Raw genomic sequence first — 20,871 nt, 5'->3', positions numbered from 1 at the left:
AGGGGCCGCGGGGGCGGACGGCTCCACGGGGCGCGGGTCAGAGGGTCCAGTCGAGGACGGTGCCGTCCGGGGCGGTGCAGCCGATGTGCCGGACGTCCGGGCCGACTTCCCACGCCGCAGGCGGCTTCCTCAGGACTGCGCCGGCATGCCGATCGCCCGCGGCCGGCCGGACCACAGCACCGAGCCGAGCAGCATCGCGCCGGGCGCGATCCCGGCGACGACCGCGATCACGGCGACGGGGGCGTCGCAGGCGGCCAGCACCAGGCCGACGACACCGCAGGCCGCCATCCCCGCGGCGAAGACGTGCAGTGCGGGCCTGCGCCAGACAGCCGCGAGGCCGAAGAAGTGCACACCGACCACGAAGGCGATCCACGCGACGCTCGCACGGGGGGTGTGCAGCACGTTGGAGATCACGAACAGTCCGACCGCGAGGGCCAGCCCCTCGGCCGCCACCACGTACCAGTAGCGCCGCCCGAAGCCCGTGCCGCTCGGCGGTCCGCCGTCGCCGACGGTCGCGGCGTCGGTGGTGACGGCGGTGGCGGCGGCAGGAGGCACGGCGGCACGGCCGGCGAACACGATCCGGACGAACGCGAGGATGGCGAGCACCCGCAGCGGAGCGCCGAGGGCGGTCGGCAGGGCCCCCGCGTTCATCTGGACGAAGGCGAGGCCGAAGCCACCACCGATGAGTCTGCTGACCTGATCCTTTGTCATGATCGTCAGATCTACAGCATGAAGATCATCCGGCACAGCGGGTTCCCGGACTCCGCCGCTGTCGGCCATCAGGGTCAAGGACGACCCCGCCTTGCCCACCCGCTGGCGTGCCTCGTGAAGTGGTTGAGCCCGTTCGGGCTGAAGTGGTGGCACCATTCCCACCCGCCCGGAGAGAACCCCATGAAGATTTCCCGCACGGTGACCGCCACGGCCGCCGCCGTCGCCCTGATCACCGTGGTGTGCGGCGGCTGCTCCAGCAGCACCAAGACGACGACCACGGCGACCACCTCACCCGCGGCGAGCCCCACGGCGACGTCCACGGCGGGCGCCACCGGCAGCCCGACCGCCACGTCGACCTCGACGGAGAGCCCGAGCCCCACCGCCGGAGCCACCGGCGCGGCCGTGGTCGGGGCCGCCACCGTCGGCAAGTTCCAGAACGTCCTGGTCGACTCCCAGGGCAGGACGCTCTACCTGTTCGAGGCGGACACCTCGCCCACCTCGACCTGCTACGACGCCTGCGCCACCGCCTGGCCGCCCCTGCTGACCACCGGCACCCCCACCGCCACCGGCGGCGCCGACCAGGCCAAGATCACCACCACCGCCCGCAAGGACGGCACCTCCCAGGTCGTCTACAACGGCCACCCGCTCTACTACTTCGAGGGCGACACGGCGAAGGGCGACGCCAACGGCCAGGAGTCCAGCGCCTTCGGTGCCAAGTGGTACGTGGTCAACGTCTCGGGCAACAAGGTCGAGGGCGACTGAGCGGATGGCTGACGCCGAACGGCCGTCCCGTCCCCGGCGGCGGGCCCCCGGCCTCCTGTGGGCGCTCCTGCCGGTGGCGGTGACGGCCGGGCTCTTCTGGTACGGCCGGGCGCACACCCCCGACTACACGAGCAGCCTCTTCGGCCGCCGCTACGACGACGCCAACCAGCTCAAGGCCCAGCTCGGCACCGCCCTGCTGGGCCTGGCGGTGGTCCAGCTCCTGCTGGCGCTGTGGATGTACGGCCGGCTGCCGGGCGCGGGCGCCGCGCCCCGCCCGGTCCGGACCGGGCACCGGGTGGTCGGCCTGGGGGCGTTCCTGCTCTCCCTCCCGATCGCCTACCACTGCATCACCGCCTACGGCGTGCAGCTGACGGACAGTCGGATCGCCCTGCACTCGTTCGCCGGGTGCTTCCTCTACGGCGCGTTCGTCGCCAAGGTCATCGTGGTCCGCCACCGCCGCGCGCCCGGCTGGGCCCTGCCCGTCGCAGGTGGCGCGCTCGTCGTCCTGATCGCCCTGCTCTGGTACAGCGCGGCGCTCTGGTACCTCGACGGGGACCACGTACCCGGCCTGTGAAACCGCCGGCGGCCCCTCGCGAGGAGCGCGGGGCCGCCGGACCGTTCAGCTCTGCCGGGGGAACGCGGAGGTGCGGGTGAGGACCGCGACCGCGACCAGGGCGAGGGCGGAGAGGCCCTGGAGGACGGCGTACCAGGGCGGGCAGAGGCCGGGGATCAGGTCGACGCCGACGAGCGCCACCGGCATGATCGTCGAGACGGTGCGGAGCCGGTCGAAGTCCCGGTAGGAGCCCTCGGCGGCCCGGCCGGCGAGCCGCAGGAGGAGCGGGGTGACCGCGAGGAGGATCACGCCGCGGAACCACATGAACGAGGTCGCCTCGTGCCCGGTGAACGCCATCACGGCGACCGTGGCGAGGATGACGGCGCTGACGGCGCCGAAGAGCGTGATGCACTTCTTCACCACGGTGAAGCTGTCCTGGGTGGTGGTGGTCGCCATGGTGCTGTTCCCTCCGTGTCGTTGTGGGAACGACGCTACGGAGTGGAGTCGGGCCCCGGTACGGGTCTGGCCCCACCGGCGGGTGGGGCCGGCCACACTCCTGGGCCGACCCTGCGGGCGCCAGGGGGGAGGCGGTCGGACCGGCACCGCGCCGAGCACGCGCGGAGGCCCTCGACCAGGGAAGGGACGAGGGCCTCGCGCGCGTCGGGCGGGTTCCGGGTCAGCCGCCGGACGGGTTCCTGGGGGCGCCGCCACCGGCACCGGCACCGCCACCGCCGAAGCCACCGCCGCCGAAGCCTCCGGCGGCCGCGCTGCCTTCGACGAGCTGGCTGGCGGTGTAACCACCGTTGGCGTCGGGGGTGCCGACGACGGTCACGCTCTGGCCGGGCTGCAGGTCGGCGACCTTGCCCTCCTTGTTGAGCTGGACCTTCGTCGCGTCGCCGGTGGTGATCTTGACGGTGTTTCCGTTGGCGTCGGTCAGGTAGACCGTGGTGCCGTCGACGGCCTTGACCGTGCCCCGGGTGAGACCGGCCTGCCCGCCGCCCTGACCACCCTGGCCGCCCTGGCCGCCCTGGCCGGCCCCGCGGCGGGAACCGTTCTGCCCACCGCCCTGCCCGTACCCGCCCTGGCCGCCCTGGCCCTGACCGCCGTACCCGCCGCCCCCTGCGGGGCGCTGGGCACCGGCGGCCGCCGCCGCGGGCCGGGCGGACTTGCCGGCGGAGGAACCGTTGCTCTGCTCGTACCAGACCCCGCCCGCGAACGCGCCGGTGGCGATCACGCCGCCGGCCAGCACCAGGCTGAGCCAGGGCAGCTTCCGCCGGGGCGGCGCGGCCAGCTCGGCGCTCACATCACGGGCGTCCGGCGGGGTGGAGAGCAGGGCGACCTGCTCGGCCGGGGTACTGCTGACCGTGGCGATCTCTTTGCTCATGGGTTGGAGTCCTACTCGTGCCGGAGGGCGTCGATCGGCCGCAGGGAGGCGGCCCGGTTGGCGGGGTAGCTGCCGAAGAACAGCCCGATGGCGACGGCGATGCCGAACGCGCCGAGCACCGATTCGGGGATCACCACCGGCTTGATGCCGACGATGCTGAAGTGCGAGCCGACCATGCCGGCCGCCACGCCCAACCCCGCGCCGATCACCGACAGCAGCGTCGACTCGGTCAGGAACTGCCCGAGGATGACCGCGCGCGGCGCACCGAGCGCCTTGCGGATGCCGATCTCACGCGTCCGCTCGGTGACCGTCACCAGCATGATGTTGGTGATCCCGATCCCGCCGACGAGCAGCGAGATCGCCGCCACCGCGCCGAGCAGCACGGTGAAGGTCTTGGTGGTGCTCTCGCGCGCCGTGAGCAGCGAGGCCTGGTTGGTGATCCGGAAGTCGGCCTTGCTCGGGTCGGCGATCGCGTGCGACGCGAGCAGCACCCGGGTGATCTCCGACTGGGCCGCCGTGGTCGAGTCCGCGGAGGCGGCCTGCACCAGGATCTGGTTCACCGCACCGAAGCCGGTGAAGGCGTTCTGCACCGTCGGCAGCGGGGCGATGACCACGTCGTCCGGGTCGGTGAAGCCGCTGCCGCCCTTGGCCTGCAGCACGCCGACCACGGTGAACGGCGTGCCGCCGAGGACGATCTGCTTGCCGACCGGGTCCTCGGCGTCGAACAGCTGCTTCGCCGTGGTGGCGCCGAGCACGGCGACCTTGCGCGAGCCGAGCACGTCGTCGTCGGTGAAGTACTCGCCCTTCGCGACCTTCTGGTTGGAGGTCTCGAAGTACGCCGGGTAGGTGCCGACGATCGAGCCGGGGCTGTACGAGATGTTCCCGTACAGCGCCGTGCCGGTGGTCGTGACGACCGGGGCCACCGACTTGATCGCCCCGGGGTCGGCGTCGTTCGCCAGCGCCTTGGCGTCGGCGACGGTGAGCTTCTTGACCGAGGACGCGGCCCGGGCGCCGCCCGCCGCCGAACCGGAGCTGACGGTCAGCGAGTTGGTGCCGAGCGAGGTGATCGAGTCCTTGACCGCGACCGACGAGCCGTTGCCGACCGCCAGCAGCAGGATCACCGAGGCGACGCCGATCAGCACGCCGAGCATGGTGAGCGCCGAGCGCACCTTGTTGGCGGCCAGGCCGCCGACCGCGAAGCGGAGTGTCTGCCAGAGGATCACGCGGGCACTCCAAGGTCACGAAGGGCGGGTGGCGGCCCCTCCACCGGAGCCTGCCGGACGTCGCTCACGATCTGTCCGTCGACCAGTCGCAGCACCCGCTTGGCGTGCCGGGCGACCTCGTCCTCGTGAGTGATCAGGACGACCGTGCGGCCGGTGGCGTTGAGCCCGTCGATCAGGGCCAGCACCTCCTCCGTGGAGCGGCTGTCCAGGTTTCCGGTCGGCTCGTCGGCGAGCAGCATCGCGGGGGCCGTGACCAGCGCCCGGGCCACCGCCACGCGCTGCTGCTGGCCGCCGGAGAGCTGGTTGGGCTTGTGCCCGGAGCGCTCGCCGAGTCCGACCAGGGAGAGCGCGGCCAGGGCCCGGCGGCGCCGCTCGGCGGCCCGGACGCCCGCGTAGGCGAGCGGCAGCTCGACCTGGGCGAGGGCGGTGGTGCGCGGGATCAGGTTGAAGGACTGGAAGACGAAGCCGATCTTGCGGTTGCGCACCAGCGAGAGCTGCTGCTCGTCCAGGTGACCGACGTCGACGCCGTCCAGCAGGTAGCGGCCGGACGTCGGGACGTCGAGGCAGCCGAGGATGTTCATCAGGGTGGACTTGCCGGAGCCCGAGCTGCCCATCACGGCGACGAAGTCGCCCTGCTCGATGTCCAGGCTGACGCCCTGCGGCGTGCCGGTCTCCGGGTCGTCGGGCCCGCGCAGCGCGTGCACGGTGGCGTCACCGTGCCCGTACGACTTGGTGAGCCGGCGGATCCGGATCACCGGCACGGGCGTCGCGGGGACGCGCTTGTCGATGACGTGACGCATGCTCAGCCCCGACCGCCCCGGCCACCGCCGCCGGCACCGCCCGCACCGCCGCCCGGGAAGACCCCGGCGCCGCCGCCGGCCCCGCCGCGGTTGCCGCCGGCGCCCGGGAAGGAGCCGTTCGGGAAGCCGTTGCTGCCGCTGGTGGTGGGGAGTTCGACCTTGTCGCCCTCCTTCAGTCCGGACACCACCTGGACCGTGCTGTCGCCCTCGACGCCGACCCCGACGGTGACCCGCTCGGTGGCGCCGTTCTCGTGCACCACGGTCGCGGTGCGGGAGGTGCCGGTGCCCGACAGGGCGGAGGTGGGCAGCGAGAGCGCGTTGTCGGCCTCGCCGGTGATCACCTGGACGGTGGCGCTGAGACCGGTGCGCAGGGTGCTGGTGTCGCCGCTCAGCTGGAGGGTCGCCGCGTACTGGACGGCGGAGGAGCCTGCGGCGCCGCCGGAGCCGCTGCCGCTGGGCAGCGAACTGACCGACAGGACGGTCGCGTTGAGCTTGGTGTCGGACTGCGCGTTCAGCGTGACGGTGGCCGCCTCGCCCTTCTTCAGCTTGAGCGAGTCGAGCTCGGAGAAGTTCGCGGTGACCTGCATGCCGGTCGGGTTGGTGAGCACGATGAAGCCGCTGGGGGAGCTCGAACCCGTGCTGGTGCCGGTCGACTTGGTGGAGCCGCTGCCGGTGGACCCGGAGGCGGTCGCGCCGACCGTGTCGCCGACCTTGTTGGAGATCGAGGCGACGGTGCCGTCCGTCGAGGCCGTCAGCGTCGTCCCGGCCAGCGCCGCCTGGGCGTTGGAGAGGCTGGTCTGCGCGGTCGCGACCTGCTGCTCGGCCTGGGCCACGGCCGCGTCGTCGACCTTGGTGGTGGTGATGGTGGTGGTCTGCGGGGCGGGCGTACTGCTCCCGCCCGCCCCGCGTCCGCCACCGGCGGTGCCGGACCCGCCCCCGGACCCCCCGGAGGACGGGGCCGGCAGCGGCTCGGTGGTCGTGGTGGTGACCCCGGCCTGCGCCTTGGTGAGGTTGGCGTTGGCCGTGGTGAGGGCCACCCGGGCCGCGTCCACCTGCTGCTGGGCCGCCGTGGTGTCGACGGTGGCGAGCACCTGACCCTTCTTCACGGCGTCCCCGACCGCGACCTTGACCGCGGTGAGCTTGCCACCGGTGGTGAAGTCCTGGGCCGCGTCGGTGGGCGAGATCAAGGTGCCGGTTCCGGACACGGTGGCCAGGACCGTTCCCTTGCCGACCGTCGCCGTGCGGGTCGTGGGCTTGGCCGAGGCCGGACCGGAGCTGCCGCTGACCGTGGCGTACACCAGGGCCGCGCCGCCCAGCAGGGCCACGCCGAGCGCGGAGTTGACGAGGACGGCACCGCGCCGCCGTGGGAGCACCTTCATGGCGGACAGCTTCGCGGGGCGCTCTTGCGGAGCCCTGAGCGCAGGCTGGGAGAAGACTGAACGGTCGGATCCGGGCATTCCGGACGGATTGCCCGCCCCGCGCGACCTGCTTGGCCGCTCCGTGGGCGACCGTTGGCCGAACTCCCAGCCGGCTCCCAGCGATCCACAGCCTTCCGGGAGCGATCCGGGACGGAACCGGGACAACTCCGGGGCGGCTCCGGAACCGCTGCGGAACGGCCGCGCGCAGGAACGCCGCAGGGGCGCGCCGGTGGAGGCGCACCCCTGCGGGTCCTACGGGTCCTGCCGGCCCCTGCGGCCCCGGAGGGTCGGAGCTGGGGTCAGAGCGACTTGCGGAAGGCCTCGGCCACCGACAGGAAGATCGAGTTGCCCTCGGCCTCCCCGATCGACACCCGCACGCCCTCCGGGAACGGCCGCACGATCACGCCCGCCTCGGTGCAGGCCGCGGCGAACTCCGCCGAGCGCTCGCCGAGCCCGAGCCAGACGAAGTTGGCCTGCGAGTCCGGGATCTCCCAGCCCTGGGCGCGCAGCCCGGCCACCACCCGGTTGCGCTCCTCGACCAGCGCGTCCACCCGCTCCAGCAGCGCCTCCTCGGCGCGCAGCGAGGCGACGGCGGCGTTCTGGGCGAGCTGGGTCACGCCGAAGGGGACGGCGGTCTTGCGCAGCGCGGCCGCCACCGGCTCGTGCGCGATCGCGAAGCCGACCCGCATGCCCGCCAGGCCGTACGCCTTGGAGAAGGTGCGCAGCACGCAGACGTTGGGGCGGTCGCGGTAGAGGTCGATGCCGTTGGGCACCTCGGCGTCGCGGATGAACTCGATGTAGGCCTCGTCGACGACCACCAGGACGTCGCCGGGGACGGCGTCCAGGAAGCGCTCCAGCTCGGCGCGGCGGATCACGTTGCCGGTGGGGTTGTTGGGGTTGCAGACGAAGATCAGCCGGGTGTTCGGGGTGATCGCGGCGAGCATCGCGTCCAGGTCGTGGTCGCCGGCCTCGGTGATCGGCACCGGGACGGGCGTGGCGCCGGCGATCTGGGTGATGATCGGGTAGGCCTCGAAGGAGCGCCAGGCGAAGATCACCTCGTCGCCCGGGCCGGCCGTGGCGAGGATCAGCGACTGGGCGACGCCGACCGAGCCGGTGCCGGTGGCGATGTGCTCGGCGGGCACGCCGAAGCGCTCGGCCAGCACCGCGGTCAGCTCGCCGACGCCCATGTCGGGGTAGCGGTTGAGCGAGCCGGCGGCCTGGACCGCCGCTTCCAGCACGCCGGGCAGCGGGGCGTACGGGTTCTCGTTCGAGGACAGCTTGTAGGCGTCGGCGCCGGCCGGCTTGCCGGGCTTGTAGGTGGGGATGCCGTCCAGGGTCGGCCGCAGGCGCGGGCCCTGCGCTGACGTACCACTGCTCACGGTCGTACTCCGTTTCCAGAAGTTGCACAACTGTCCGGTGCGCTCGCCCGCCACGGACGGGTTCGCCCCCGTGCCCGGGATCTCCTGACGCGCCCGGACCACCCCGGTCGGGTGCCTTGCACCATACCGACCGCCCTCACCCGTAGGAGTGAGATGCCCGGTCGGGTTACAGGTGCAGATCAGCCATTCTGCCCGGTTCCTTTGGCACATGTCAGAGGTAAGAAGCCTGGTTTCGGGCGGGCATCGAAGGAGCGCACTACGGCTCACTCTTGGAGAAACGTATCTCCGAAGGCTCCCGATGCGCCGGTCACAGACCCTTGTCAGGAGCCATACGATCGGTCCGCCATGACAGCAGCAGCCAACCAGAGCGGTCGGCGACCCACCACCTCACGGCGTCTGGAGCGGGCCGGCATCCGGGATGTGGCGGCAGCCGCCGGAGTGTCGATCACCACCGTCTCCGACGCGCTGAACGGTAAGGGCCGCCTGCCCGACGAGACCCGCAGCCGGGTGCGCGAAGTCGCCGAGCGCCTCGGCTACCGCCCCTCGGCGGCAGCCCGAACCCTGCGCACCGGGCGGTCCGGCCTGATCGGGCTGACCGTCACGACCTACGGCGAAGAGCCCTTCACCTTCACCGAGTTCGCCTACTTCGCCGAGATGGCCCGGGCCGCCACCAGCGCCGCCCTCGGCCGCGGCTACGCGCTGGTGGTGCTGCCCGCCTCCTCGCGCCACGACGTCTGGGGCAACATCGCCCTGGACGGCACCGTGGTGATCGACCCGCCCGACCAGGACCCGCTGGTCAGCGAGCTGTACCGGTCGGGCGTCCCGGTCGTCAGCGACGGCAAGCCGGGCAACTGCCCGGTCACCGCCTGGGTCGACAACGACCACGAGGCCGCCGTCCTCGGCATCCTCGACCACCTCTCCGAAGCCGGCGCCCGCCGGATCGGCCTGCTCACCGGCACCAGCACCGACACCTACACCAGGCTCTCCACCGAGGCCTACCTCGGCTGGTGCACCAAGGTCGGGCAGGAACCGGTGTACGAGGCCTACCCGGCGCACGACCCGGCGGCCGGCGCGGTCGCCGCCGACCGGCTGCTCGCCCGCCCCGACCGGCCGGACGCCGTCTACGGACTGTTCGACCCCAACGGCACGGACCTGCTCGCCGCCGCCCGCCGGTACGGCCTGCGGGTGCCGGACGACCTGCTGCTGGTCTGCTGCAGCGAGAGCGACGTCTACGCGGCCACCGAACCGCCGATCACCACGCTCTCGCTCAAGCCGCGCAAGATCGGCACCACCGTGGTCAACCTGCTCATCGACGCGATCGAGGGCGTGGACTCCGGGACGGGCGTCGACATCGCGCGGCTCTTCCCGCCCCGGTTCCGCACCGCCGGCAACGGCCCGCCGCCGGGCACCCTGATGCCGACCGAACTGATCGTCCGCGCGTCCTCCCAACGCCGGAGCCCGCGCACCACCGTCAGCCCGCCCCGCCCCCCGGGCGAGGTCTAGACCGCCGATGCCGACCGGCACCGGCGGGGCACCGGCCGGGAGCCTCCCGGGGCGCCGATCGGGGCACGGACCGGGGCACCGGCGGGGCCCCGACCGGCCCCGCCGGACACCGACCGGAGCCGGGCGAGCACGAAAGACGCCCGGCCAGAGCTGACGAGACCATACTGAGCCAGGACAAAACGGACCCTCACGGGCCGCCCGGCTGACGCTCCGGAGGATTGGATGCCCACCAGGTGACGACGGCGGGAGAGTGGTCTTCCTATGATGGGCGAATGACACCCGAGGACCGCTTCCCCGGGCCCGAGCACCCCCACCCGGGCCCCCGCCACCAGCCGGACCTCGACGTGCTGCCGTACGGCACCTATTACGAACCCGAGCCCGCCCAGGCCTACCCCGGCACCCCGTACGACGCCGAGACGTACAGCGGCTACGGCGGCGCCCGCTACCTGGAACAGCACTGGACCACCGACGGGCAGGGGCACACCGTGCACGCCCAGGGGAACACCGCGGGCCACGCCCGGGACCAGGCGACGGCGTTCTCGCACCAGGACCACCCGGGGTACGAGGCCCAGGACCGCCCGGCCTACGAAGGCCAGGAGCACGCCGGGTACGACGGCCGCGACCACGGCGGGTACGACGGCCGCGACCACGGCCCGTACGAAGGCCAGGAGCGCGCCGGGTACGACGGCCAGGAGCGCGCCGGGTACGACGGCCAGCAGGACCACGCGGCCTACGACGCGCCCGAGCACGCGGCGTACGAGAACCGGGACACCGGCGGCTACGACGACCGCGCCGGCTACGAGCCGACCCTCCCCGACCAGCCCTCGCCGGCCCTCCGGCTCGCCGGCCGCGACGACCCGCCGACCATCGAACTCGGCCCGCCGCTGCCGCTCCCGGACCCCGCCGCTCCGACCTACCCCTACCCGGCCCCCGGCCCCGGCGAGCCCCCCGGCCCGGTGTACGTCGTCGGCGACGTGCACGGCTACCTGGAGGAGCTGCGCGCCGCGCTGCACGGCCAGGGCCTGATCGACGCCGACGGCCACTGGTCGGCGGGCCGCGCCCGGATCTGGTTCCTCGGCGACTTCACCGACCGCGGCCCCGACGGCATCGGCGTCATCGACCTGGTCATGCAGCTCGCCGCGGAGGCCGCCGCGGCCGGCGGCTACTGCCGCGCCCTGATGGGCAATCACGAACTGCTCTTCCTCGGCGCCGCCAAGTACGGCGACGAGCCCGTGCAGTCCACCGCCGGCACCGCCTCCTTCCTGGCCGCCTGGCGGCTGAACGGCGGTCAGCAGAACGACCTGGACCGCCTGGAGGCGCACCACATCAGCTGGCTGTCCCGGCTCCCCGCCATCGCGCTGGAGGACGACCACCTGCTGCTGCACTCCGACACCACCGCCTACCTGGAGTACGGCGAGTCCATCCCCGACGTCAACGACGCCGTGCACGGCCTGCTCTCCGACGGCAGCGTGGACGAGTGGTGGGACTGCTTCCGCCGCTTCACCAAGCGCTTCGCCTTCCGCGGCGACGCCGGACCGACCGCCGTCCACGAGCTGCTGGACACCTACGGCGGCAGCCGGATCGTGCACGGGCACAGCCCGATCCCGTACCTCACCGGCGCGGTGCACGCGGACGACGGCCAGCCGCCGCACATCCCCGGACCCTACGTGTACGCGGACGACCTCGCGGTGGCGATGGACGGCGGCGTCACCATGGAGGGGCGGCTGCTGGTCGCCCGACTTCCCGTCAACTGACGGCGGTCGTCGAACGGTTGTTCCCGGCGCCCGGGCCGTCGCGCACGCGCGGCCCGGGGCGCGAAATTCCGGAAACCGACTGTCAGCCCGGGCACACCCGCCCCTACCATGAGGCACACCACACCCGGCCGCCCGTCCGGCGGCCCGCCTCCGCGCCCGTTTCGGCGTCCTGAGGGCGCCCGCGCCCCCGGGGCGGAGCGAACCGGGGTCCGCACGAACGGGGTCCCCATGTCCAACCCCCCGCCGCTGCTCGCCGAGGACCGCCCGGAGTTCGAGCGCCTCCTCGCCGAAGCACTGCGCGACCGCACCGTCCTCACCGCCCTGCGCGCGCCCGGCGCGCTCACCACCGACCAACTGCGCATCCGCGCGCTGCGCGACGCCGACGGCATCAACGCCGCCGCCGGCACCGAGTACGCGCACTACAGCCGACTGCGCGAGAGCCTGCGCACCACACCCCCGCCACCACCCGGCGCCGAACCCACCGCCCCCGGCCTGCTCACCCAACTGCGCTCCGCGAACGGCGGCGCCGGACTGTTCCCCGTCCTCACCGTGCTCACCCCGATCCTGGCCTGGGCCGCCGCCGTCTTCCTGCTGCTGATCGGCTACCTGCTGCGCGCCGCCGACCCGGACCTCGCCCTCGCCCGCTCGCTCGTCACGGCCGGCTGGGTGGCACTCGCCGCCGGAGTCGCCGCGATGGCCATCGGCATCGTCGGGCTCCTCCTCACCGCCATACGCGACGGCGCCGCGGCCGCCCCGGCCGGCACCGACCCGGAGCTCGCCGCCGAACTCACCGACGCCCGCACCGGGTGGCGCACCGCGCTGCGCGACCGCGGCCTGCTGCCCTACCTGCACGCCGCGCTCCCGCCGGTGCCCGGGCGCGAGCGCACCGCCGACCCCGGTACCGCCTCCGGCCCGCCGGCTGCCTCCCCCGCCGGCGACCACGACCCCGCCGAGCGGCCCGACTTCAGCAGCCCCGACTTCACCGGCCCCGGCTACACCCCACCGGCCTTCACCGGCCCCGACGACGTGACCTGACCCGTCGACCACCACCCCCGCGACTCAACCCGAGTTCGGATCCGGGGGATTCATACACCCCCGATCCGGGTGCGACCACCATCGCCCGGGGCACCGCCTCCCCGCCAGGCTGGAAGCACACGAGACCGCCGACCCGGGGGAGGCCGATGATGAGCATCGGACGGACCGGACCACAGCACACCGCGCACACCCGCACCGCACCGACGGCACTGCTGGTCACCGCCCTGCTGCTGGCCCTGCTCGGGCTGCTCCCCGGCGCGGGGCCGGCACGTGCCACCACGCCGAAGGCCCCGGGCGCGACCGCCCCGGGCGCGACCACCCCGGCGGCCATGAACCGGGCGACGCCCCCGACCCCGACCCCGACCCCGACCCCGGCGCCGAAGGCTCCGAGCGTCGCCCCGGCCGCCGCGGGCGACCCGGTCGAAACCCGGGTCGACTTCGCCGGCGCCGGCGGCACCGTCCTGCACGGCCTGGTGCTGACCCCGCCCACCGCCACGGCCCGCCACCGCGGACCCGGGCTGGTCATGGTCCCCGGAGCCGGCCCGGGCCCGCTGGGCGAACTGCGGCCGGCCGCCGAGGCGTACGCCCGACGCGGCATCACCACGCTGATCTTCGACAAGCGCACCGACGGCTACTCGATGATCCACCGCGACTACGGGCAGCTCGCCGACGACGCCCTCGCCGCCGTCCGGCTGTTGCGCGCCCGGCCGGAGGTCGCACCGGGCCGGGTCGGCCTGTGGGGCCTCTCCGAGGGCGCCTGGGTGGTCTCGCTCGCCGCCGCCCGCTCCGGCGACGTGGCGTACCTGGTCACGGCCGGCGCGGTCGGCCTCACCCCGGCCCGCCAGCAGGCCTGGGCGTACGACGGCTACCTGCGGCACGCCGGCGTCTCCGGCTCGCTGCGCACCGCGCTGCCCGACAGCTCGGTCCGGGTGCTCGCCGCCGCCGGGCTCTTCCCGGAGGCCGACTACGACCCGGTACCGGTGTGGGAGCGGGTCCACCAGCCGGTCCTCGCCGAGTGGGGCACGCTCGACCGCGAAGCCGCCCCGGAGGAGAGCGCCGCGATCATCCGGCAGGCCCTCGACCGCGCCGGCAACACCCACTACACGCTGCGGACGGTCCCCGGCGTCCGGCACAACCTGCACCTGACCGACGACGACGGGTACGACCGGCCCGACCGGCTGCCGCCGGACTACGCCGAGGCCGAGACCGCCTGGATCCAGCGGCTCGCCACCGCGCTCCCCGCCGCCTCCGCCGATCCGGCCCCGCACCAGGACACCCTCAGCCACGCGCTCGCCCCGCTGCCCTGGTACCAGCGCACCTGGGCCGAGGCCGTCGCCACCCTGCTCTGCCTGACCGGCTTCGCCGGCTACGCGCTGACCGGCGCCGCCCGCCGGATCCGCCGCCGACCGCGCTCCGCCGCCCTGCCCCGCGCCGCCCGTTGGGCGGCCGCCACCGGCACCGCCGCGCTGCTGGGCGGGCTCGGCTACCTGTTCTTCCTGATGGTCACGGCCGCGATGGTCCCCGGGCCGGTGCTCCTCGGCCGTCCGGTGGTCTGGCTGGCGGTGCAGCTGCTCGCCGTGGTCGCGGTGGGATCCGCGGGCGTCGCCGCCTGCACCGCGCTGCGGCGGCGGGCCGCCCTCGCCGCCACCCACGGCCTGGACCGCGCCCGGCTCGGCGCGCTGCTGCTGGCCTCGGCGGTGTTCGTGCCCTGGGCCCTGTCCTGGGGCCTGCTGCTGCCCTGACGGCGGACCGGACCGGCACCCGCTCCCCCGCCCGGGGGGCGGGTTCGCCCGTGCGGGCAGGGCGCGCCGGTCAGACCGCCCCGGCCCCGTGCGGGCAGGGTTCGGCGAGCGGCCCGTCCCCGAACCGGCTCGGTCAGCCGGCCGCCGCCGCGACGCACGACGGCGCTGCCCCGGCGGCGGGCCCACCGGCGGCGTCCGCCGCCGCCCGGACGAACGCCAGGACCCGCGCGGTCGAGTTGCCCTCCCGCCAGATCGGGCCGCGTTCGATCGGCGGCGCGTCGTGGATGGGCACGTAGGCGACGTCCGGGCGCGGGTAGTAGCGGCGGGAGTGCTCGCCGACCGGCAGCACGCCGCGGCCCAGGGCGACCAGGCTGAGCATCTCGGAGAACGTCCCGCCGGACGGGCCCCTGGTGACCGGCCGACCGGACGGCGTGTGGTCGGGGGTGCGGTCCCGCTTGAAGCCCACCGAGGTGACGGCCGGGTACTGCACCACCGGGTGGTCGGCGAGCACCTCGATCGACACCGACCGCTCCGCGGCCAGCGGGTGCCCGGCAGCCACCGCGAGGACCCGCTGCTCGGTCAGCAGCACCGGCCCGCAGGCCATGCCGTCGAACGGGTAGGAGGCGATCAGGACGTCCACCGAGCCGTCCACCAGGCTCGCCCGGGAGTTGGAGAGCTGGACCTCGCGGACGTCGACCCGGCAGTCGGGGTGCCGCTCGCCGAACAGCGCGACCGCCTTGAGCAGCAACGGAGCCGTCCACTCGCCGAGGAACGCGACCCGCAGCTCCCCTGTCACCCCGCGGCTGGCGTCCTCCGCCCGGCGCAGGGCCGCCGCCATCGCCTCCACCACCGGGGCCAGGTCGTCGGCCAACTGGCTTCCCACGGCGGTGAGTCGCACCGTCCGGCTGGTACGTTCGAACAGCGGGCCGCCGATCCGACGCTCCAGCTTCTTCACCACCTGGCTGACCCGCCCGGTGGTCAGGTGCAGACGCTCGGCCGTCCGGCCGAAGTGCAGCTCCTCCGCGAGCGCGAGGAAGACCTCGACCTCCAGCCGCTCCAGCATCCGCCCGCCCCGCCCCTCGATCGTTGAATCCGGCTCAACGATCGTACGTCGATCATGCGTTGATGGCGGGTCCGTTCCGGAGGATCGTGGAACACGTCACCGACCGCGCGGGACAGCCCGCGGCGATCCCCCGAGCCACGCCCGGAGCCCCCCATGACCAGCGCCACCGACCCGGCCGCCACCACCACCGCCACCACCGCCACCACCGCCGACGCCGCCGCCGCCGCTGCCACCGACTCCGCCGGCACCGGGCGCCGGATCACCGCAGGCCTCTTCATGTCCCTCGACGGCGTGGTCGAAGCCCCCGAGACCTGGCACTTCCCGTACCTGAACGAGGAGATGGGCGCCGTCGTCGGCGGCCTCGCCGCCGCGGCCGACACCCTGCTGCTCGGCCGGCGCACCTACGAGACCTTCGCCGCCACCTGGCCGCAGCAGACCGGCGACATGGCGGACGCGCTCAACGCGATCCCCAAGCTGGTCGTGTCCACCACGCTCGACAAGGCCGAGTGGAACAACTCCACCGTCCTCTCCGGCGACCTCGTCGCCGAGCTGACCGACCTCAAGCGCCGGCCGGGCCGCGACATCAGCCTCTCCGGCAGCATCATGCTCACCCGGTCCCTGCTGCGCGCCGGGCTGATCGACGACCTCCACCTGCTCGTCCACCCGATCGTCCTGGGCTCCGGCATCCGCCTGTTCACCGAGCAGGACCGGATCCCGCTGCAGCTCGCCCACGCGGCCACCTTCCGCACCGGCGTGGTCCACCTGCACTACCGCCAGGCCTGACCACCACCCACGGCACCCCCACCCACCGGAGGACCCACCATGCGCGTCATCGCCTTCGACCACCTCGTCCTCAACGTCTCGGACGTCGAGCGTTCGCTGGCCTTCTACGTGGACCAGCTGGGCCTGGAGCCCGTCCGCGTCGACGAGTGGCGGGCCGGGAAGGTCTCCTTCCCGTCCGTCCGCGTCACCGCCGACACCATCATCGACCTGACCGACCGCCCCCGGCAGGAGTCCAACGTCGACCACATCTGCCTCACCGTCGAGCCCCTCGACTGGCAGGAGGTCATCGACGCCGGCACCTTCACCGTCCTCGAAGGCCCCGTCCCCCGCTACGGTGCCCGCGGCACCGCCACCTCCCTCTACGTCCGCGACCCCGACGGCAACACCGTCGAGCTCCGCTGGTACCCCGCGGACGCCGGCCACTGACCACGGTGCCGCCCCGGCCCCACGGGGGTGGACCGGGGCGGCACCCGAGGTTGCGCCAGTCAGGGGCGGATCGAGGCGAACACCTCGATCTGACACTTCGCCGCCCCGCTGCGCCCGATCCTCGCATCGCTGGTGATCAGCGGTACTCCCAGGGCTTCCGCCAGGGCGACGTACTGGGCGTCGTAGGCGCTGAGGTTGGCGTGCAGCTTCCTCACCCTGTCCCAGAACGGCAGCGTCTCCCGTTTGGCGATGGGGAGCAACCGGTACGCGGCGACCGCTCTCCCGACCTCCTGCTCGGTCAGCTTGCCGCCACGCTGCATACCGAGGAGGGCGGACTGGACCTCGTAGTCAAGGAGAGTGGGGGCGTAGACGTCCCCGGCCTCGGCCACGCGGTTGCGGATGAGTTCTCCGTCGGAACCGTGGGCCGTGAGAACCAGGACGAGAGCGGAGCAGTCAATGACGATCAACGCCCGGCTCGCCCTTCGTCGATGGCAGCGAGCACGTCGGCGGCACTGACGTCGGCAGTGGCTTCCCGGTTCAGCCGCTCCATCATCTCCGCCATCGTGGGCTTGGAGGCCTCCCTGGCGATCAGGTCCTGCATGAAGGCCTGCAGCGACTTGCCGGCCTGGGCTGCGCGGACCTTCAGGGTCTGGATCTGGTCGTCCGGGACGTCCCGGATCGTGAGGGCAGTCATGTCTGCATTCTAGCTTCGATGTCTGCAAAATGCAGATAGAGGGAGTGGCGGCCCGAAACCAGCACACAGGCTTCGAAGAGCCGGCTCGGGCGATTCTCGTCAGTCGAAGGTCAGCCGGCTGCCCCAGGCCGCGCTCGCACCACTACGCCAGACGGCCAGGCCCGTGTACGTGAAGACGCAGCCGAGACCGACCCAGTCGTCGCCGTCGTCGTGGCGGAGAGAGCGGTCCGCGAAGGCGGTTCGGAGGTCGTCGAGCGGGATCACCGTGAAGGCCTCGCCCGATTCCACCGGGAAGTGGCGGACCTCGATCCAGCCCTCACGCACATACGGGAGCAGGGGAGCAAGCTGGCGATCGACCCACTCGGAGAGCTCCGTGCCGGTCAGCTCGGTCGGCAGATCCTCCCAGATGCCGAACGGCCCGGTGAGCATGCCGCTGAACTCGGCGGCGCAGACCAGCACCTTCTGTTGCTCGCGGGTGAGTTCGTCCCAGCCGGGCAGACCTTCGCCGGTCGCGGCCGGAAGCGCGCTCGCGTGCCACCACTCGCGCGCGGACTCGGTGGCGTGCAGGTCGAAGGTCACCGCCGCATTCGGGCTCCAGACCCAGTTGGCCGACTCGGTCAGCACGTGCTGCAGCTGCGAGCCGGTCACGACGGGATCGGTCGGGGCAGCACCCATACCCTGTCGTATCCGGACGGTGAGCAGACCGCGCTCGACCAGATCCAGGGCAACCGGGGCCAACTGCGGTACCAGAGCACACTGTTCGTCCCGGCTGTAGCTCCGTAGCGGCGGAGCATCCTCCGCCCCGGCCCACCGGAGATCGATTCCGTACTGCTGGACCGTTCCGGCCAGGGGCGACTGCCACAGACCACAGCGCATCAGCGTCTGCTCGGCCGGGCTCAAGGCGTTCCAAGGCTGCATGGCACGGATCATCCCAGGCAGGGCCCTGCGCCACGGAGCGGTTTTCCGCGCAGCAGTGGCAGTGGCCGCGGTGCCGGACCGGCGCCGGAGCGGATGCCGGGCCCCGCCACACACCGAAGCGCTGCTCCAGGAAGCCCCTGGAGCAGCGGTCAACAGGTCGAGTCGGGCCCGTTCCCACGTGCCGACGGGCCGCACCCGATCGTGGTCACCTCGAATCGGGCGGGTCAGTGCTGGAGGGTGAGGACGCCGGGCCGGTACGGCAGTCGGTCGTAGGGGCCGGTCGCGGTGGGGGACTTGCCCTGGTAGAGGAACTGCAGGTTGCAGGGGTCGATGGTCATGGTCTGGTCGGGGTTGTTGCGGACCAGGTCACCGTGGCTGATGTCGTTGGTCCAGGAGGCACCGCTGTTGGCCTTGCCCGCGAAGGGGTTGCTCTCGCTCGCGGCTTGCGGGGTCCACGAGCCGTTCAGGCCGGAGGCGGTGAAGGAGCGGAAGTAGCGCTGCTCGTTTGCCCCGCGGGCCTCGACGATCATGAGGTACTGGTTCTGGCCCTTGACCTTGTAGACCTGCGGGGCCTCGAAGAGGTTCTTCTCCGAGTCGCTCATGACCGTGGTGTAGGAGGAGCCGAAGTTGCCGGGGAAGTTCCCGATGGGCATGCTCGCCCGGTAGATGCTGCCGTTGTCACCGGCGAAGAACAGGTACATGTTCTGGTCGTCGGCGATCAGGGTCTGGTCGATCGGGCCGGTGCCGGAGCCCGGGATGCTGCCGGTGAACAGCGGCTGCGGCGCGGACCAGCCGTTGGGGTCGGTCGGGTCGCTGGACGTGCGGTAGACGAACGGCCACTGACCCCACTGGTAGGCGAGCACCCAGACGTTCTTGGGTGCGAAGTAGAACAGCGTGGGTGCCACCGCGGACTGGCTCATCCCGGTCTGGGCAGTGGACGCCATGTCGGACCAGTCGGTGAACGGGCTGAACATCATCGAGCCGTACGAGGAGCCGTTGACGTCCGACGCGTAGACCAGGTGCTTGCCGTTGTAGACCACGTCGGTGAAGTCCTTGACCGAGGCCCACCCGTTCTTCGGCTGCGCGAGCGCACCGGTCGAGGACCAGTGGTACGTCGACGGAAGGGCGCACGTGCCGTCCGGCGCGGGCGTCGTCGGGGTGGGCGAGCCGGACGACCTGAAGGTCCAGTGCTGGTTGGCGGCGCCCCAGGAGTCCCAGATCTGGACGGCGGTGCCGTTGGCGGTCTGGTTGCCGGGGGTCTCCAGGGCCCGGCCGCTGGCGACGTTGGTGAGGGTGTAGGAGCCGTCGCCGTTCCGGGTGGCCTTCCAGTGCTGGTTGGCGCCGCCGTTGTTGTCCCAGACCAGCAGCTTGGTCCCGTTGGCGGTCCGGCCGCCCGGCTCGTCCAGGACCCGGCCGCTGGCGACGTTGGTCAGGGTGTAGGAGCCGTCGCCGTTCCGGGTGGCCTTCCAGTGCTGGTTGGCAGCGCCGCTGGCGTCCCACACCTGGAGCGGGGTGCCGTTGCCGTTCTGCCCTGCGGGCTGGTCGAGGACGCGTCCGGCGGCACCCACCGCGGCGAGCGTGTAGACGGCGCCGGAGTCGATGCCGCCGCCCGGCTTACCACCGCCGGCGCCGCCCAGAGTGGTGAGTACGGTGTTGTAGGCCGGCTTCTTGTTGCCGTTGTTGTCGAACAGCAGCGCGTTCTCACCGGTGCGCCAGGAGTCGCTGTCGCGGATGCCCCACACCGTGATGCCGGTGCAACGGGCTACGCCGAGGCAGGCGTTGACCGCGTTGGTGTACGCGGCGGTGGACGCCTGGGCGATGTCGAGCTCGGTGATCTGGACGTCCACGCCGAGCGCGGCGAAGTTGGACAGCGTGGTCTGGAAGCCGGCCGGGGGGCCGCCGGCGCCGAAGTGGCTCTGGAACCCGACGCAGTCGATCGGCACGCCGCGGGACTTGAAGTCCTTGACCATGGCGTAGACGCCCTGGGTCTTGGCGTCGGTCCAGTTCTCGATGTTGTAGTCGTTGTAGCAGAGCTTCGCCGAGGAGTCGACGGTCCGGGCGGTGCGGAAGGCCTCCTCGATGAAGCCGTCGCCCAGGACGTCCTGGAAGACGGAGCTGCGGTGCCGGCCGCCGCCGCCGTCGGCGAACGCCTCGTTGACCACGTCCCAGGCGTAGATCTTGCCCTTGTAGTGGGTCATCTCCTGGGTGATGTGGTTGTCCATCACGCTGCGCAGGGTGCCGGCGTCCTTGATCGAGGAGACCCAGTCGGGCAGTTGGGAGTGCCAGACCAGGGTGTGGCCGCGCACCTTCTGGCCGTGTGCGGCGGCGTGGTTGACGATCTGGTCGGCGCCTCCGAAGTTGAAGGTGCCGCGGGAGGGTTCGGTGGCGTCCCACTTCATCTCGTTCTCCGGGGTGACCATCTTGAAGTCCCGGTCGAGAATGGTGGAGTACGTGGAGTCGCCGAGCCTGCCCGCGGGGACTGCCGTGCCGAAGTAGCGGCCGCTGACGGCCGCTGCGTCGGCGAGGGTGGTCGGCGTGCCGGCGTTCGACGTGAACGCGGCCTGGGCGACCAGCGGTACGGCTGCACCCACGGCGGCGAGCGCCGCGGCGGCGGCGATCAGGCGGCGGGTCGGCGGCCGGCGGCGATGAGAGCGGTTCTGATCTGGCAACAACGTGCCCCTCTGGCGCAGTGGGCCTCGGTCTCGGCCACGGTTACCTGCCGG

At 72.9% G+C, this 20,871-nt stretch carries 20 protein-coding genes; 8 read left to right on the top strand and 12 right to left on the bottom strand.

Annotation, left to right across the window (positions count from 1 at the left end; genetic code table 11):
* Window positions 1-129: 129 nt before the first annotated feature.
* A complete protein-coding gene (locus ACIGG8_RS25720; RefSeq protein ID WP_396551076.1) occupies window positions 130-711 on the bottom strand; it encodes a hypothetical protein in 582 nt (193 codons plus the stop codon).
* Window positions 712-891: 180 nt separating this feature from the next.
* On the opposite strand from ACIGG8_RS25720, the gene ACIGG8_RS25715 reads away from it, so the two are divergent.
* Together ACIGG8_RS25715 and ACIGG8_RS25710 are read left to right on the top strand one after the other, a co-directional pair.
* Complete coding sequence (locus ACIGG8_RS25715; protein WP_350523676.1) at window positions 892-1,473, top strand: hypothetical protein; 582 nt, start codon at window positions 892-894, stop codon at window positions 1,471-1,473.
* A gap of 4 nt (window positions 1,474-1,477) precedes the next feature.
* Window positions 1,478-2,047 carry a DUF6529 family protein gene (locus ACIGG8_RS25710; protein WP_396551074.1) on the top strand — a complete coding sequence of 190 codons (570 nt, stop codon included), beginning with the start codon at window positions 1,478-1,480 and terminating at the stop codon, window positions 2,045-2,047.
* A 45-nt stretch (window positions 2,048-2,092) separates the two neighbouring features.
* Here ACIGG8_RS25710 and ACIGG8_RS25705 read toward each other — a convergent pair whose 3' ends face one another.
* From ACIGG8_RS25705 to hisC, 6 genes are all read right to left on the bottom strand, one after another.
* Window positions 2,093-2,482 carry a hypothetical protein gene (locus ACIGG8_RS25705; RefSeq protein WP_396551072.1) on the bottom strand — a complete coding sequence of 130 codons (390 nt, stop codon included), beginning with the start codon at window positions 2,480-2,482 and terminating at the stop codon, window positions 2,093-2,095.
* 220 nt (window positions 2,483-2,702) lie between these two features.
* Complete coding sequence (locus ACIGG8_RS25700) at window positions 2,703-3,410, bottom strand: hypothetical protein (RefSeq protein ID WP_396551070.1); 708 nt, start codon at window positions 3,408-3,410, stop codon at window positions 2,703-2,705.
* Window positions 3,411-3,421: 11 nt separating this feature from the next.
* Window positions 3,422-4,633, bottom strand: coding sequence for an ABC transporter permease (locus ACIGG8_RS25695; protein WP_396551068.1), 1,212 nt, complete (start codon window positions 4,631-4,633; stop codon window positions 3,422-3,424).
* A complete protein-coding gene (locus tag ACIGG8_RS25690; protein WP_396551066.1) occupies window positions 4,630-5,433 on the bottom strand; it encodes an ABC transporter ATP-binding protein in 804 nt (267 codons plus the stop codon). Before ACIGG8_RS25690 ends, ACIGG8_RS25695 begins: the two co-directional genes overlap by 4 nt.
* Before the next feature lie 2 nt (window positions 5,434-5,435).
* The gene (locus ACIGG8_RS25685; protein WP_396551064.1) at window positions 5,436-6,812 is read right to left on the bottom strand and encodes an efflux RND transporter periplasmic adaptor subunit; all 1,377 of its coding nucleotides are present in this window, start codon (window positions 6,810-6,812) and stop codon (window positions 5,436-5,438) included.
* Between the two features lie 338 nt (window positions 6,813-7,150).
* A complete protein-coding gene (hisC, locus tag ACIGG8_RS25680) occupies window positions 7,151-8,230 on the bottom strand; it encodes a histidinol-phosphate transaminase (protein WP_396551062.1) in 1,080 nt (359 codons plus the stop codon).
* Window positions 8,231-8,575: 345 nt separating this feature from the next.
* Here hisC and ACIGG8_RS25675 point away from each other — a divergent pair, with 345 nt between their 5' ends.
* The 4 genes from ACIGG8_RS25675 (at window position 8,576) to ACIGG8_RS25660 (ending at window position 14,264) form a co-directional block, all read left to right on the top strand.
* Window positions 8,576-9,733, top strand: a complete 1,158-nt coding sequence (locus tag ACIGG8_RS25675) for a LacI family DNA-binding transcriptional regulator (RefSeq protein ID WP_350523668.1) — start codon at window positions 8,576-8,578, stop codon at window positions 9,731-9,733.
* A 485-nt stretch (window positions 9,734-10,218) separates the two neighbouring features.
* Window positions 10,219-11,487, top strand: coding sequence for a metallophosphoesterase (locus ACIGG8_RS25670; RefSeq protein ID WP_396551194.1), 1,269 nt, complete (start codon window positions 10,219-10,221; stop codon window positions 11,485-11,487).
* 228 nt (window positions 11,488-11,715) lie between these two features.
* Complete coding sequence (locus tag ACIGG8_RS25665) at window positions 11,716-12,522, top strand: hypothetical protein (RefSeq protein ID WP_396551060.1); 807 nt, start codon at window positions 11,716-11,718, stop codon at window positions 12,520-12,522.
* Between the two features lie 146 nt (window positions 12,523-12,668).
* The gene (locus ACIGG8_RS25660; protein WP_396551058.1) at window positions 12,669-14,264 is read left to right on the top strand and encodes an alpha/beta hydrolase family protein; all 1,596 of its coding nucleotides are present in this window, start codon (window positions 12,669-12,671) and stop codon (window positions 14,262-14,264) included.
* A gap of 133 nt (window positions 14,265-14,397) precedes the next feature.
* Here the strand turns inward: ACIGG8_RS25660 and ACIGG8_RS25655 are convergent, their stop codons facing one another.
* Window positions 14,398-15,327 (bottom strand): LysR family transcriptional regulator, encoded by a 930-nt coding sequence (locus ACIGG8_RS25655; protein ID WP_396551057.1) that lies wholly within the window; start codon window positions 15,325-15,327, stop codon window positions 14,398-14,400.
* 153 nt (window positions 15,328-15,480) lie between these two features.
* Between ACIGG8_RS25655 and ACIGG8_RS25650 the strand changes: the two genes are divergently transcribed.
* Together ACIGG8_RS25650 and ACIGG8_RS25645 are read left to right on the top strand one after the other, a co-directional pair.
* Window positions 15,481-16,110, top strand: coding sequence for a dihydrofolate reductase family protein (locus ACIGG8_RS25650; RefSeq protein WP_396551055.1), 630 nt, complete (start codon window positions 15,481-15,483; stop codon window positions 16,108-16,110).
* Between the two features lie 39 nt (window positions 16,111-16,149).
* Window positions 16,150-16,536: a VOC family protein gene (locus tag ACIGG8_RS25645; protein WP_396551053.1), complete on the top strand. Its 387-nt coding sequence runs from the start codon at window positions 16,150-16,152 to the stop codon at window positions 16,534-16,536.
* 59 nt (window positions 16,537-16,595) lie between these two features.
* Here the strand turns inward: ACIGG8_RS25645 and ACIGG8_RS25640 are convergent, their stop codons facing one another.
* The 4 genes from ACIGG8_RS25640 to ACIGG8_RS25625 form a co-directional block, all read right to left on the bottom strand.
* On the bottom strand, window positions 16,596-17,003 hold the full coding sequence (locus ACIGG8_RS25640) for a type II toxin-antitoxin system VapC family toxin (RefSeq protein WP_396551051.1): 408 nt from the start codon (window positions 17,001-17,003) through the stop codon (window positions 16,596-16,598).
* On the bottom strand, window positions 17,000-17,230 hold the full coding sequence (locus ACIGG8_RS25635; RefSeq protein WP_396551049.1) for a FitA-like ribbon-helix-helix domain-containing protein: 231 nt from the start codon (window positions 17,228-17,230) through the stop codon (window positions 17,000-17,002). Before ACIGG8_RS25635 ends, ACIGG8_RS25640 begins: the two co-directional genes overlap by 4 nt.
* Before the next feature lie 99 nt (window positions 17,231-17,329).
* Window positions 17,330-18,148: a hypothetical protein gene (locus ACIGG8_RS25630; protein WP_396551047.1), complete on the bottom strand. Its 819-nt coding sequence runs from the start codon at window positions 18,146-18,148 to the stop codon at window positions 17,330-17,332.
* A gap of 224 nt (window positions 18,149-18,372) precedes the next feature.
* Entirely contained in the window at window positions 18,373-20,817 is a 2,445-nt protein-coding gene (locus tag ACIGG8_RS25625; protein ID WP_396551045.1) for a non-reducing end alpha-L-arabinofuranosidase family hydrolase, read from the bottom strand.
* Between the last annotated feature and the right edge of the window lie 54 nt (window positions 20,818-20,871).

Source organism: Kitasatospora sp. NPDC085464 (assembly GCF_044541955.1).
Taxonomy (GTDB): Bacteria; Actinomycetota; Actinomycetes; order Streptomycetales; family Streptomycetaceae; genus Kitasatospora.
This window is presented reverse-complemented; position numbering and strand designations above follow the sequence as displayed.